General features: G+C 69.4%; 13 protein-coding genes and 1 pseudogene. 6 read left to right on the top strand and 8 right to left on the bottom strand.

Going from position 1 to position 12,638, the window contains the following annotated elements; all coding sequences use genetic code 11:
• Nucleotides 1-27: 27 nt before the first annotated feature.
• Complete coding sequence (locus QFZ82_RS07880) at nucleotides 28-2,508, bottom strand: ThuA domain-containing protein (RefSeq protein ID WP_307712453.1); 2,481 nt, start codon at nucleotides 2,506-2,508, stop codon at nucleotides 28-30.
• Nucleotides 2,509-2,707: 199 nt separating this feature from the next.
• On the opposite strand from QFZ82_RS07880, the gene QFZ82_RS07875 reads away from it, so the two are divergent.
• The 3 genes from QFZ82_RS07875 to QFZ82_RS07865 all read left to right on the top strand — a co-directional run bounded on the left by QFZ82_RS07875 (nucleotide 2,708) and on the right by QFZ82_RS07865 (nucleotide 5,339).
• Nucleotides 2,708-3,694, top strand: coding sequence for a multicopper oxidase domain-containing protein (locus QFZ82_RS07875; protein ID WP_307712452.1), 987 nt, complete (start codon nucleotides 2,708-2,710; stop codon nucleotides 3,692-3,694).
• Nucleotides 3,695-3,752: 58 nt separating this feature from the next.
• Nucleotides 3,753-4,633 (top strand): IS5 family transposase gene (locus QFZ82_RS07870; RefSeq protein ID WP_307717655.1). Its coding sequence is split into 2 segments (ribosomal slippage): nucleotides 3,753-4,113 and nucleotides 4,113-4,633, totalling 882 coding nucleotides; the frame shifts between segments, so codons are not numbered across the junction.
• A 271-nt stretch (nucleotides 4,634-4,904) separates the two neighbouring features.
• Complete coding sequence (locus QFZ82_RS07865) at nucleotides 4,905-5,339, top strand: VOC family protein (RefSeq protein ID WP_307712451.1); 435 nt, start codon at nucleotides 4,905-4,907, stop codon at nucleotides 5,337-5,339.
• A gap of 79 nt (nucleotides 5,340-5,418) precedes the next feature.
• Here QFZ82_RS07865 and QFZ82_RS07860 read toward each other — a convergent pair.
• The 3 genes and pseudogenes from QFZ82_RS07860 to QFZ82_RS07850 all read right to left on the bottom strand — a co-directional run.
• Nucleotides 5,419-5,704, bottom strand: a pseudogene (locus QFZ82_RS07860) (transposase); the annotation flags it as partial.
• 284 nt (nucleotides 5,705-5,988) lie between these two features.
• Complete coding sequence (locus QFZ82_RS07855) at nucleotides 5,989-6,516, bottom strand: DUF6584 family protein (RefSeq protein WP_307712450.1); 528 nt, start codon at nucleotides 6,514-6,516, stop codon at nucleotides 5,989-5,991.
• A gap of 190 nt (nucleotides 6,517-6,706) precedes the next feature.
• On the bottom strand, nucleotides 6,707-6,931 hold the full coding sequence (locus tag QFZ82_RS07850) for a hypothetical protein (RefSeq protein ID WP_307712449.1): 225 nt from the start codon (nucleotides 6,929-6,931) through the stop codon (nucleotides 6,707-6,709).
• Between the two features lie 240 nt (nucleotides 6,932-7,171).
• Here QFZ82_RS07850 and QFZ82_RS07845 point away from each other — a divergent pair, with 240 nt between their 5' ends.
• Nucleotides 7,172-7,969, top strand: coding sequence for a VOC family protein (locus QFZ82_RS07845; RefSeq protein WP_307712448.1), 798 nt, complete (start codon nucleotides 7,172-7,174; stop codon nucleotides 7,967-7,969).
• A gap of 69 nt (nucleotides 7,970-8,038) precedes the next feature.
• Entirely contained in the window at nucleotides 8,039-8,299 is a 261-nt protein-coding gene (locus QFZ82_RS07840) for a WhiB family transcriptional regulator (protein ID WP_307712447.1), read from the top strand.
• Here the strand turns inward: QFZ82_RS07840 and QFZ82_RS07835 are convergent.
• From QFZ82_RS07835 to QFZ82_RS07820, 4 genes are read right to left on the bottom strand one after another with little or no spacing between them, the layout of a single operon-like run.
• Nucleotides 8,296-8,901: a hypothetical protein gene (locus QFZ82_RS07835; protein WP_307712446.1), complete on the bottom strand. Its 606-nt coding sequence runs from the start codon at nucleotides 8,899-8,901 to the stop codon at nucleotides 8,296-8,298. The genes QFZ82_RS07840 and QFZ82_RS07835 overlap by 4 nt on opposite strands.
• The gene (locus QFZ82_RS07830) at nucleotides 8,901-9,572 is read right to left on the bottom strand and encodes a hypothetical protein (protein ID WP_307712445.1); all 672 of its coding nucleotides are present in this window, start codon (nucleotides 9,570-9,572) and stop codon (nucleotides 8,901-8,903) included. Before QFZ82_RS07830 ends, QFZ82_RS07835 begins: the two co-directional genes overlap by 1 nt.
• Before the next feature lie 25 nt (nucleotides 9,573-9,597).
• Nucleotides 9,598-10,836: a hypothetical protein gene (locus tag QFZ82_RS07825; RefSeq protein ID WP_307712444.1), complete on the bottom strand. Its 1,239-nt coding sequence runs from the start codon at nucleotides 10,834-10,836 to the stop codon at nucleotides 9,598-9,600.
• Complete coding sequence (locus tag QFZ82_RS07820) at nucleotides 10,829-11,134, bottom strand: hypothetical protein (RefSeq protein ID WP_307712443.1); 306 nt, start codon at nucleotides 11,132-11,134, stop codon at nucleotides 10,829-10,831. The genes QFZ82_RS07825 and QFZ82_RS07820 overlap by 8 nt, the downstream gene beginning before the upstream one ends.
• A 134-nt stretch (nucleotides 11,135-11,268) precedes the next feature.
• On the opposite strand from QFZ82_RS07820, the gene QFZ82_RS07815 reads away from it, so the two are divergent.
• Nucleotides 11,269-12,621, top strand: a complete 1,353-nt coding sequence (locus QFZ82_RS07815; protein ID WP_307712442.1) for an SDR family NAD(P)-dependent oxidoreductase — start codon at nucleotides 11,269-11,271, stop codon at nucleotides 12,619-12,621.
• Nucleotides 12,622-12,638: the final 17 nt, after the last annotated feature.

Raw genomic sequence — 12,638 nt, 5'->3', positions numbered from 1 at the left:
AGAGGCTCACCGATGAGCGCCGTGTTCTCACTGGGCCGTCCTCCTCGCCAGCTGGTCCGCGGCTGGGGTTTCCCCGCCGCCCTTGTAGGTCACGCGCCACAGCGCGGAGTTGGAGTCGGAGGTGAAGAAGCCGCGCCCGTAGTCGAGCACGTACAGGGATCCGTCCGGGGCGAACTTCCAGTCCATGAGGTTGCGGATGCCGCCCGGACCGACCGGCACGATCTTCTTCAGCGACTCGGCGTGCACCGGAAGGCCGCCCTGGCCCACGGTTCTCGGGTCGGTCAGCACCGCGTGCCGCGGCTGGTCGCCGTCGTAGAAGTCGCCGACGAACCACTTGCCGTCCCAGTACGAGGGCCACTTGACCGTCGAGTCGCTCGCCGCGTCGAAGCGGTAGACCGGGCCGTTCATCGTGGCCTGGCCGCCGCCCCTGAGCCAGGGAAGCAGCAGCTTCTGCTCCTCCTGCTTGTAGCTCGGGACACCGTTCGCGTCGCGCGGGTAGTCCACGCCGCCGCCCTGCGGCGAGTACCAGATCGTGTTGGACGTGACGGGAGGCAGGTTCACCAGACCGTCGTTGTTGGGCGACTCGTTCTTCGGGGCGTCGCAGTCGTACCAGCCGAGCGGCACGCTCGGATCCGGCAGGTTCCGGTCGCGGTAGGGCTGCTTGTTGCCCATGCAGTAGGGCCAGCCGTGGTTGCCCGCCTTGGTGATGGCGGCGAACGTGTCGTACTTGGCCGGGCCCCACGTCGTCGACGGCGCGCCCGCGTCCGGGCCGACCCAGCCCGCGTAGAGGATGTCCGTCTTCTTGTCGACGAAGATCCGCGCCGGGTTGCGCACGCCCATGACATAGATCTCGCCGCGCGTCTTGCCGCCGCCCTCGGCCGTCTCCCTGCCCGTGAACAGGTTGCCCTCGGGGAGGGTGTAGGTGCCGTCGTCCTCGGGGTGGATCCGCAGGATCTTGCCGTTGAGGTTGTTGGTGTTGCCGGCGGTGCGGCGCGCGTCGGCGAACGAGACGCCCTTGAAGTTCGGCTCGGGATTGTTGCCCGAGTAACCACCGCTGAACCCCGAGGAGTTGGTGTCACCGGTGGCGATGTAGAGGTTGCCCTTGGAGTCCCAGGACATCCCGCCGCCCGCATGGCAGCAGCTGTGGATCTGCACCGGCCAGTCGAGCAGCACCTTCTCGCTCGCCAGGTCCAGTTGGTTGGTCGCGAGGTCGAGCGTGAAGCGGGAGACGCGCCGCTCGCCCATGTGCGTGTCGCGGTTGATCCGCGAGTGCGGCGTGTAGTGCAGGTACACCCAGCCGTTGGTCATGAAGTCGGGGTCGAGCTCGATGCCGAGCAGCCCTTCCTCGTTCTTGACCAGCTCGTCGCCGCCGCCCTTGTTGCCGAAGACGGTCAGCGCGCCCGCCTTGGTGACCTTGCCGGTCGCGGGGTCGTAGACGTGGATCTCGCCATTCCCCTTGCCGATGTCGGGGTTGTTCCAGTCCCGGACGACGGGCACGCTCGAATCGGCGCCCCCGCGGCCGATGTACAGCACCCGGCCGTCGGGGGCGACGACCAGACCGTGCGGCTCGCCGATCTGGTCGTTCTGACCGGGCTGGTTGGGCTTGGTGACGCGCTCGGCCGTGTAGTTGGCGTTGATCGTGGCCTTGCAGTCGGCCTGCGAGAGCCGCGTCGTCCACGCCAGCGCGCCGCGCAGGTGGTCACGGAAGTCGGTCTCGGAGAAGCTGTCGACCGTACCGCCCATGCCGGTGTAGAAGGACCGGCCGCCGTCGTAGTCACGGCACCAGGAGATCGGGTGGTCCCAGCCGTTGGGATTCGCCGCGGGGGTGTACGAACTCTCCTTGAGCCGGGCCACGGTGTGGACCGTTCCCGAGGGGTTCTGCGCCCAGTTGAACCAGCGGTCCGGCCGCTTCCAGTTCAGCGGAAGGGACCGGGTGGCCGGATGCCGGCGGTCGCCGACCTCGACGACCGCCCGCTGGGTGCTGCTCGCCGCCCCCGCCGGCCGGGCGCCGATCAGCCCGGTGAACCAGTCCGAGTACGGCTCGGTGCGCGCGGCGTCGTGGATGCCGACGAACCCGCCGCCCGCCTCCAGGTACGACTCGAGCCCGGCCTCCTGCTCCGGGTCGAGCACATCGCCGCCCCCGGTCAGGAACACGACCGCGTTGAACCGGCCGAGCCGCCTGGCGTCGGTGAACACGGAGGCGTCGTCCGTCGCCTCCGTCCTGAACCGGCCCTCCGTGGGGCCGGTCAGCCCGATCGTCTCGATCGCGGAGATGCCCGCGGTCACGGTCGGCGACTCCTGGGTCGCCGAGGCGTGGAAGACGAGCACCCTCACGTTCGCGCCCCCCGGCGGCGAGGGGAGGGACAACGTTGTCGGCGGCGGTTCCGGGTACGGCCTGGCCGAAGCGGCATTGCCGCCCAGGAGCGAAACGGCCAGGGCTCCGACGCCAAGTGCCGCCGTCAGAAGCCCTCTTCGTGATCTCGACCGGTGATGTGGTGCGCGCTGCATGGGTCACCCACCCCTCTTTGGTCACAACAACAGCCGTTGAAGCTAGACCTCTTTTCGCGGTTCGCCAATAGGTATGACCGCCAAAGAACGAACTTTGTCCTGACCGTGGATAAACGCGGGCGCTCGGGCTACCGTATGGCCGTCCCCGGGGGCGTCGGCCGCGCCCCGTCAATCTCCGCCAACGACTGGAGAGTTCGGCATGGACAGACGCAGCTTCAACCGGCGCCTGATCGCGGGCGGGGCGGTCGTGGCCACGGGTGTGACATCGTTGTCCCTCGCCTCCGCCTCCCATGCGGCCCCCGCCGCGTCGACGTCACCGAAGACTGCCCCGGCAGGCGGCCTGGTACGCCATCTCAAGCTGTACGCCGAGAAACTGGCGGACGGTCGGATGGGGTACGGCCTGGAGAAGGGCAAGGCGACCGTCCCCGGTCCGCTGATCGAGCTCAACGAGGGCGACACGCTCCACATCGAGTTCGAGAACCTGATGGACGTGCCCGTCAGCCTGCACCCGCACGGTGTCGACTACGACATCAACAACGACGGCACGAAGATGAGCAGGAGTCACGTCGAACCGGGCGCCACCCGCACCTACACCTGGCGCACCCACGCCCCCGGCCGGCGCGCCGACGGAACCTGGCGGCCGGGCAGCGCGGGTTACTGGCACTACCACGACCACGTCGTGGGCACCGACCACGGCACGGGCGGCATCCGCAAGGGCCTCTACGGGCCGCTGGTGGTGCGCAGGAAGGGCGACATCCTGCCGGACAAGCAGTTCACGATCGTCTTCAACGACATGACGATCAACAACCGGCCGGCCTCCGACCCGCCCAACTTCCTTGCCACGCTGGGCGACCGCGTCGAGATCGTCATGATCACGCACGGCGAGTTCTACCACACCTTCCATCTGCACGGTCACCGCTGGGCGGACAACAGGACGGGCCTGCTGTCCGGCCCCGAGGACGTCAGCCAGGTGATCGACAACAAGATCACGGGCCCGGCGGACTCGTTCGGCTTCCAGGTGATCGCGGGCGAAGGCGTCGGCGCGGGCGCCTGGATGTACCACTGCCACGTCCAGAGCCATTCGGACATGGGCATGGCCGGGCTGCTCCTCGTCGCGAAGGAGGACGGCACGATCCCCGGACACGAGCCGCACCATCCCGCGTCCGGCGGCGGTCACGCCCACTAGGTTCTGTCCGGCGGATCACTGATTGAGTGGTGTCGTCCTCGTGGACGTTTCCATGGACATGGGACGAGGCGATCTGACGAATACGGAGTGGACTCGTCTGAAGCCGCATCTGCCCGCGACGGGGCAGCGGGGCGGGCGTTGGACGAGCCACCGCAAGGTGATCAACGGGGTTCTGTTCCGCCTGCGGACGGGTGTTCCGTGGCGGGATCTGCCGCCGCGGTTCGGCAGTTGGAAGACTGTCTACGAGCGACACAGACGCTGGTCGGCGGACGGCACCTGGGACAGGATCCTCCAGGCCGTGCAGACCGACGCCGACGCGGACGGCCGGATCGACTGGAGCATGGTGAGCGTGGACTCGACCTCCTGCCGCGCTCACCAGCACGCCGCCGGGGCCCGCAGGAAAGCGCCGCGCATCCCGAAAAAAGATCAACGCCCCGGCAGCACCGCCCCGACGAGGGACTCGGACGATCACGGGGCGGGCTGACCTGCAAGATCCACCTGGCGGGTGAAGGCGGACGCCGCCCACTGGCCTTGCTGATCACACCGGGCCAGTGGGGCGACGCCCCGCAACTCATCCCGGTTCTCGAACGCATCCGCGTCGCCCGTCCCAACGGTGGGCACCCACGCACCCGGCCGGACCACCTCGGTGGCGACAAGGCGTACTCCTCCCGCCGCAACCGCCGCTACCTGCGACGACGGCACATCAAGCACACCATCCCCGAGCCGAAAGACCAGCGGGCCAACCGCCAACGCCGCGGCAGCAAAGGGGGCCGGCCCACTGGCTTCGACACCACGCTCTATAAGCGCCGCAACGAAGTCGAGCGGACGATCAACCGGCTCAAGAACTTCCGGGCCGTAGCCACGAGATACGACAAGCGCGCCTACGTCTTCCACGGCACCGTCACCCTGGCAGCCATCCGGTTATGGCTCCGGACATGATCCGCCGGACAGAACCTAGGCGGATCCACCCGGACGCGGTCGGGTCCCCCACAGAGGTTGTCTCCGTAGGTGCGGCCCCGGGGTGGCAGACTGCCGTCGGGAAACGCGGCGAGGGCTGTGGTCTCGGTCTGGTCCGGAACAGCGGGGGCATCGACATCGGTTCCTCCCTGCGACCTCACGACACGGCAGCGGGCAGCAGGGCTGTCCTCCCGACAACTTGCGTATCCACGCCGGGAGATGAGCGACAGAGTCCCCCTGCTATCGTGCGCCGATGTCATCGATCAAGCAGTTCCAAGTCACCTTCGACTGCGCAGAACCTGCGCGCCTCGCCGGTTTTTGGTGCGAGGTGTTGGGGTACGTCGTACCGCCGATCCCGAAGGGGTTTGCCACTTGGGAGGACTACCATCGCTCGCTGCCGCCCGATGACCAGGTCACCTACTTCGCATGCAGTGATCCCTCGGGTGCGGGCCCGCGCCTGCTCTTCCAGCGCGTTCCCGAAGGAAAGATCGTCAAGAATCGGGTACATCTCGACGTGCGGGCCGGCACCGGACTCGTGGGTGAAGAGCGCCTCGCCACACTGGAGGCCGAATGCGCACGCCTGGTCGCGCTCGGTGCGGTACATGTACGAACGCTGCTTGCCGATGACGACAACGAGTCGTGCATCGTGATGCAGGACATCGAGGGCAACGAGTTCTGTCTCGACTGAGCATCCTCCGCGACGGCGAGATCGGGGGGGACCGTCTCCCTCGGGCTTCTCTTCAAGGTGGTCTCGTGTGGCGCGGAAGTCATCCTGTGAGGGCGAGGTTGTGCAGTCGGACGATGCCGAGCATCGCGGTGTGAATGCCGTCGCCCTTCAGGCGGCAGTCATGAAGGATCTTCCAGGTCTTCATCCGCGCGAAGACGTGTTCGACCCGGGCCCGGACCTTGCGGTGGGACGTGTTGTGCTCCTCCTTCCATGCAGGCAGTTCGGTCTGGCCCCCGTTCGCGGCGGTGCGGGATGACCAGGCCGGTGCCCCGGTAGCCGCCGTCCGCGATGACCGTGGTCCGGCCGATGGCGGCCTTCGCACCCGCGCGCCGCATCACCGCTCTGGATATAGGGATCAAGTCCCCGGACGACTCAAGGCGTCAGCCCGACACTCACGTGACCGCCATCGCGACCAACCTCTGCTGCTCGAACAGCCTGGGCGTACGTCTCTCGGCGCTGTCGCTACCGCCGGATTAGGACGGCTCCGAAGCCGTGATCACACCAGACACCGCGAGATCATTTCACTCGTCACCGGGTGTCCCGTCACGCCAGTTCTGGACGGTCTCACCGAACCTTGAGCGACGCTCCTCACAGGCCCCGGTGACTTGAGTCAGTCGAAGAGGGCAACGAGCCCATTCACCCAGATCGCGAGGAACACAAGGGTCGCCCCCAGGCAGCCGACGCTCGCCAGCACACCGCCGACCGTCCACGGCTCGGAGGGCGCCTCGTACTCCCCTTCCAGGTCGTCCCGGTAGGAGGCGGGGTCGTCCCAGTCGACGGGGTGCCCCAACTCCTCGGCGCAGGCGGTCCGCACCGCGACCAGCTGCCCCTCCGCGAAGGCGGTGGCGGCCTTCGCCTCGAGGCCGTGCCAGGCGAGAGCCTTCATCCGCCACCCGGGAGACCCGTACCGCGCCTCGAAGGCGGCGGTCTCCTCGGCGTTCCGGTCCTCTTCGAGGTACATCCAGCGTCCAGCCTCGGCGGCGTCGCCGTAGAGCCGGTACACCTCGGCCAGACGACGGCGGAGCGTCAGGTCGTGCGGGAAGGACGAGATGAGACCGCGCAGGCGCTGGCGCGCGACGGGAACCCGGCCGGCGGACAGGTCTGCATCGACTCGGGCAAGGGTCTCTCGCAGGGGCATGAACGCATGATCGGGCACCGCACTGACCTACGTCGACCTGGTTTCTCGCTCAGCACTCGCTCGCTCTCAACGGCATCGGCTGAACCTCACTGAGGCGGGACACCGCCAGTTACGGGACAGCTCTTAGAAGCTAGCCACACCAAATGGCCCGCCACATCTCATGATCTGGCGGGTCACTTCGTTTTCCCAGTCAACCTGTGACCCACCCCAGCGTGCGCCCTTCATGGATAGAGGGAGAACGGCGCACGGTGGGCAGCCGCGTCAAACCCTCCACCGCGTTGCACAGGTCGTTGAGCATCAGACTCATACATGGCCACAGCCACAGGTACTCGGGATCGCCGAGCGAGATCTCCCCGACATCCCCGTAGTGCACTCCGCCCCGCTGGATCAGATCCAGCGGGGCGGAATTAACCAACAGCGTCCGGAACCTCCGGCCGGGGGCGGTCCCCGTTCCAGAGCAGGCGCACCCCCGCCAGCTGAGCACGCCAGATCACGAAGGCGATCCTGCCCCAGTGCCGGGCGCACCCGAAACGCAGTTGTGCCCGGCGCGAATCGCCGTGGACCCGGTACTGCGTGCGTCCGGCGCGGTTCGACGGCAGACTCGGCACGGACCGCGGTCGCAGGACCGTCGCCCGGGGGCCGCGAAGGAGGGACCATGATCAGCACCGCCTACGTCACCGGCTCGCCGAACTGGATCGACCTCGGCACCCCCGACCTCGATGCCGCCACCTTCTTCTACGGCAGGCTGTTCGGCTGGGAGTTCGCGTCCGCCGGTCCGGACGCGGGCGGCTACGGCATGTTCCGCCTCGACGGCAGGACCGTCGCCGCCGGTATGACCGTCCCCGCCGACCGGGCGCCCGCCGGCTGGAGCGTCTACTTCCAGACACCGGACCTCGACGCGACGGCCGAGGCGGTCGAGGGCAACGGCGGCACGGTGGTGTACCAGCCGATGGACGTCTTCGACCAGGGCCGCATGGCGGTCTTCATGGATCCGTCGGGCGCGGGCTTCTCCGCCTGGCAGCCGGGGAGGAACAAGGGACTCGACGTCGTGGGCGACCCCGGCACGCTGTGCTGGCTCGAGCTGTACACCTCCGAGCCGGACTCCGCGCTCGCCTTCTACTCCACCGTCCTCGGGTGGGAGACGACCACCATGCCGCTCCCGGACGGCAGCGGCGACTACACCCTGATCCGCCCGGGCGGCTCGGACCCGGAGGCGGCGTTCGCCGGCGCCGTCCCGCTGACGGCGGACCCGTCGGAGAAGAACCTGGGCCCGTTCTGGCTGCCGTACTTCGGGGTCACCGACTGCGACGCGGCCGTGACCACGGCCCAGGAACTCGGCGGCGAGATCAGGATGCCCCCGACCACGATGGAGGGCGTGGGCCGCTTCGCCCGCCTCGCGGACCCGGCGGGAGCGCGGTTCGCGGTCCTGCGGGGCGTCGAACAGCGCGGCTGAATGGGAGCGGTGGGGGTCGTTGACGCGTCATTGATCGACTGTTTATCGCCACGGGGCAAGGTGACGTACATGGCGATCAACACCATCACCGACCCGGAACTGGCCTGGCAGGAGACGGCCCTGTGCGCCCAGGCGGGCCCGGAGTTCTTCTTCCCGGCCCCCGGCTCCTCCACCCGCGAGGCCAAGCAGCTGTGCGGAGCGTGCGAGGGGAGGGTGGCGTGCCTGGAGTACGCGCTGACGCACGACGAGAGATTCGGTGTGTGGGGCGGGCTCTCGGAGAAGGAACGCCAGCGGTTGAAGCGGGGGCGTGAGCGTGCGGGCCGCGCCTAGGTGGTGCGCACCTTGCCGTCCTTGACGAGCTCGGCCGCCCGCGCGAGCTCGTCCTCGGCAGCGGTGCCTTCCGGCACGGGCGCGGCGGGGGCGTCGGGCACCACCCGCACGGGAAAGTGCCCGCCGACGGGCGAGACGACGCCGCCGTACCGGATGTCCCCGGCGAACCAGATCATGTCCGGCTGAGGGTTCTGCTTCTCCCTGAGGTTCACGGAGAAGGGAGTGAAGCGCAGGACGGGCGCATGGTCGTCGGTGAACTTGATGACGACCACCTTGGGACTCTCCAGCGAGCGACGGGGGTACTCGCAGGGGAAGGCCCGCCAGGGGTAGGTCCGCAGGATGACGGCGTTACGGCGGGTGCGGCGCAGGGCGAGGTAGGTGGCAGTGAGCATCAGCGGATAGAAGAGGATGCTGATCACCACCATGCCGATGACATTCCGGGGGGGATGCGCCACACCCATCCAGGTCCACGCGACGCCGCAACCGACGACCACGGCAAGCCAGGCTCGTCGTTTGACGACCAGACTGCGGTGCCCTCGAGCCGTCGGCGGATGGTCGAACGCTGCCTTGTGCTGGGGGACCGCGATCTGCTGAGGCGTCATCAGAACAGCTCCAGAAGGCGAGAGGGGCGCTGGGACGGGCTGGATGGGAGGGAAGGCGCGGTGAACGAGATGGTTCCGGCGATCGCTTCCAGGATGTCCGTGTACGCAGCCGCGTGACGGGTCGCCGCGCTGGTGATGTCGGCGACGGCAACGTACGTACCCATGGGGAACGGCACGGTGAGGCGTGCCTGGAACGTCTCGCAGGGCTCGGCGAGGATCCCAGCGCTCTGAAGGAGTTGCCGAGGCGGCGCCGACAACGTGCCGGACACCAGTGCTGCGGGCTGGCCGGAGGGCAGGTCGAGAATTCTTCCGGAATTGCTGCGCCATCTGGGGGAGTCGGCAAGGGCGAGTGCGCTCTGGGCGACTGCCATGGCCGCGGGCCGCCACTGGATCCCGGACACGGAGATGCAGAAGACGGAGAACGCGGCCCCGTGCTCTTCGTCGGGGTGGACCCCGAGGGACAGGTGGACCGTCGCTTCCTGACGCATGGCACGGAGCAGGTTGTTCATGGCCGCCAACTGGCGCTCGGCGCTGTCGACATCTGCCGGGTCGTCAAGGATTGCCGGCAGGAGTGCTGACGCGATCGCCTGTTGGTCTTCCGGGCCGAAATCGTCGTATTCGTGGTAGCCGGGCGGTAAGCGGAACCACAGTGGGGGGACCGTGGTGGACATGGCGTTCACCTCTATGGGTCGTTGGTTACCGGCCTGCCAGAGCGGCCCAGGCATGGGCCGCTTTGGCGGCGGCGCTGGGTCCGTCGTCGAGCACTGCGCGAGTGCCGTCCACGGCCGTCGCCGTGCTCGAGACGGTTTCGTTCTTGTTGTAGGGGGTGTAATGCGAGACGGCTGTGACGGCCCCCGCGCCCGCGAAGGTGTACTTCGTCCCTTCCTGGACGAGCTGGGGTGTGCTGCGCAACGCCCAGGAGGTCAGCGGGTTCTCCACCTGCCGCATGCCGTCCATAACCTCCCAGGCGCCTCGCCCGAATCCTTGGGACCCGGCGCGGGCCATGGCCAAGGCTCCAGGATCAGCCAGCGCGGACACCGCGTGCGCGGCTGCTGACGCCGACTTGGCTCCGTGAGCGATTGCGGCCACGCCCGGTACGGCACCGAGCGCGTCGCCGGTCACGGTCACGGCGCTGGCCCAGAAGTCGGCATCGAATTCGCCTTTGGTGAAACCGTCCTTGATCGATTGACGGACCTTGGGGTCGGCCAGGTGCAACGTCAGCGCTCCGATGCTCGCCCCGGCAGCGACGAGCATGAGCACCATGCCCGCGGGCGGAAAGAACGGCCCGACGGCCAGCGCGAAGAAGCCGGCGACGGCGGAGACATCCGATAACAGGTCGCCGAGGTCCTCGTCGATCCACTTCAGCACCTTGTCCAACGCCCCCGGCTCCCGCGGTGCCAGTCTGTCCGTCGCCTCGTTCAGGGACTTCGCGATGCGCGCCGCCTCCGCCGCGTGTGTCGCCTCCAGTTCGTGGGCCAGCGCGCGGACCGACGCCAGTGCCGTACGCGCGCGTGTCACCGCGGACGCCGCCGTGCGGAGGTCCGGTGGCGGCGCGTCCGGGGTCGCGGCGAGGGCGTCGTGGTGGGACTGCGCGCGCCGTAGTTCCGCCGCGGACAGCCGCGCCCTCGCCTCGTACGTCCGTGCCGTCGCCTGGTAGCCCACCAGGTCCTCGTGCCACGACAGCAGTCGCGCCGACGCCTTGGACACCGAGCGGTGCGCGTTCCTCAGGTACCGGGGCAGGTCGCCGTCCAGCGCGCCGCGGAAGGCCTGCGCCGCCTCGCCCCTCCAGTGCGCGCTCTCCCCGAGGAGGCGGTTCACCAGCGCGTGCGCCGTGCCCAGGGCCGTTGCCGAGGCGTGCAGTTTGCTCTGGAGCGCCGCGATCTCCGCCGGGCTGCCCGGCGCCGGGTCCCAGCCCAGGTGCGGATACTCAGCCATGCCGCGCCGCCACGGCCCTGAACGCCGCCTCGATCGCCCGCTCGACCTCCGCGAACCCGGCCCGCGTGGCCTGCACGCCGTCGCGGACGGACGTGATGCGGTCGCCGAGTTGTTCGGCGCCGTACTTCCAGCGCTTCTGGAAGCCGTCGCACGCCTCGTCGAGCGCGGCGGTGCCCAACTGGTCCGCCCGTACGTGTTCCAGCGCTCGGCGCGCCTCGCCCAGTGACGTCAGGGACTCGTCCAGGGCCCGGCAGAACCGGTCCAGCTGACGGCCGTTCACCTCGAGATCGGGATCCATGGCCGCTCACCCTGGCAGACCGTCGGCCGCCGGGGACAACTGCCGTACCCCGCACGAGTGGGGGGATATCCGGATGCTCCGATTGACGGGCCGTCGTTAAGATCACCGGACTCGGCAGGGGTTGGGACGACGACATGAACGACCAGGTCACGGACGACGAGTTGGACGCCTTCGCGCTCATGGCGCGCAAGCTGCGTGCGCTGCCGCTGGGCGATCCCCGGCGGATGAGGGGCGAGTCGATCGCCGCGTCGTTCGCGCGCGAGAGCCGCAATCTGCGGCGCAAGGCCGTACGGCGCGCCCGGTCCGAGGCCGATGCCGCCCTCGCGGCCGGGACCGCCACGGGCGCCCTTGACCGGCTAGAGGACGCGCCGCTCGCGGCCGTGGAGCCGGGCCGGGACGTCGAGCACTACGAGCGGCCCCGGCACTGCTATGTCTGCAAGGCGCTCTACCGACAGGTCGACAGTTTCTACCACCGGCTCTGCCCGCCCTGCGCCGCCGACAACACCGCCCGGCGCTCGCTGAGCACGGACCTGCGCGGACGGCGGGTCCTGCTCACCGGCGGCCGGGTGAAGATCGGCTTCCAGCTGGCGCTGATGATGCTGCGGGACGGTGCCGAGCTGCTGGTCACGAGCCGGTTCCCGGACGACACGCTGCGCAGGTTCCGGGCCGTGCCGGGCAGCCGCGACTGGCTCGGCCGGCTGACGGTCGTCGCCGTCGACCTGCGTGACCCACGGCAGGTGCTGGGCCTGTGCGAGCGGCTGCGCGACAGCGGCGAGCCGTTGGACGTCCTGGTCAACAACGCCGCGCAGACGATCCGCCGCCCGCCCGAGGCGTACGCGCTGCTGGCCGCGGGGGAGAGCGGCGCCGCGCGGCCCGGCGTGCTCATGGCGCCCGGCTATGCGCCGATGGCGGCCGTGGGGGCACCGGACGGCGCCCTCTCACTCGTCCTGCCGGAGGCCGAGGCGGAGGCGTCCGAGCAGACGGGCCTGCTGCCCGACCTCGCGCCGGAGAACTCCTGGTCGGCCCGGCTCGGCGGCCTCGACCCCGCCGAGCTGCTCGAGACCCAGCTGGTCAACGCCCTGGCGCCGGCCCTGCTCGCCGACCGCCTGCTGCCGCTGCTGCTGGCCTCGCCCAGGCCGCGGCGGTACATCGTCAATGTGACGGCCGTGGAGGGCCGGTTCGCGGTGCGCAACAAGACCGCCCGCCACCCGCACACCAACATGGCCAAGGCGGCACTGAACATGCTCACGCGCACGAGCGCGGCGCAGCTCGCCGCCGAGGGCGTGCACATGTGCAGCGTCGACACCGGATGGATCACCGACGAGAACCCAGCGCCGCGCAAGGCGCGGATCGCCGCCTTCGGCACCCGCACGCCGCTCGACGTCGTCGACGGCGCGGCGCGGATCTACGACCCGATCGTGCGCGGTGAGGCGGGCGACCCGGTCGCAGGCGTGTTCCTCAAGGACTACCAGGAGGCCGCGTGGTGAGACCGGGCCCGCACGCC

This window comes from Streptomyces sp. V4I23 (assembly GCF_030817975.1).
Classification (GTDB): Bacteria; Actinomycetota; Actinomycetes; order Streptomycetales; family Streptomycetaceae; genus Streptomyces.
The sequence above is the reverse complement of the archived record's forward strand: the minus strand, read 5'-3'. Positions and strand labels throughout refer to the sequence as shown.

What these genes read in the sequence shown, in the direction of transcription:
- QFZ82_RS07880 (WP_307712453.1), bottom strand. Translation starts at nt 2,508, where the DNA reads ATGCAGCGCGCACCACATCACCGGTCGAGATCACGAAGAGGGCTTCTG.
- QFZ82_RS07875 (WP_307712452.1), top strand. Translation starts at nt 2,708, where the DNA reads ATGGACAGACGCAGCTTCAACCGGCGCCTGATCGCGGGCGGGGCGGTC.
- QFZ82_RS07865 (WP_307712451.1), top strand. Translation starts at nt 4,905, where the DNA reads ATGTCATCGATCAAGCAGTTCCAAGTCACCTTCGACTGCGCAGAACCT.
- QFZ82_RS07855 (WP_307712450.1), bottom strand. Translation starts at nt 6,516, where the DNA reads ATGCCCCTGCGAGAGACCCTTGCCCGAGTCGATGCAGACCTGTCCGCC.
- QFZ82_RS07845 (WP_307712448.1), top strand. Translation starts at nt 7,172, where the DNA reads ATGATCAGCACCGCCTACGTCACCGGCTCGCCGAACTGGATCGACCTC.
- QFZ82_RS07840 (WP_307712447.1), top strand. Translation starts at nt 8,039, where the DNA reads ATGGCGATCAACACCATCACCGACCCGGAACTGGCCTGGCAGGAGACG.
- QFZ82_RS07835 (WP_307712446.1), bottom strand. Translation starts at nt 8,901, where the DNA reads ATGACGCCTCAGCAGATCGCGGTCCCCCAGCACAAGGCAGCGTTCGAC.
- QFZ82_RS07830 (WP_307712445.1), bottom strand. Translation starts at nt 9,572, where the DNA reads ATGTCCACCACGGTCCCCCCACTGTGGTTCCGCTTACCGCCCGGCTAC.
- QFZ82_RS07825 (WP_307712444.1), bottom strand. Translation starts at nt 10,836, where the DNA reads ATGGCTGAGTATCCGCACCTGGGCTGGGACCCGGCGCCGGGCAGCCCG.
- QFZ82_RS07820 (WP_307712443.1), bottom strand. Translation starts at nt 11,134, where the DNA reads ATGGATCCCGATCTCGAGGTGAACGGCCGTCAGCTGGACCGGTTCTGC.
- QFZ82_RS07815 (WP_307712442.1), top strand. Translation starts at nt 11,269, where the DNA reads ATGAACGACCAGGTCACGGACGACGAGTTGGACGCCTTCGCGCTCATG.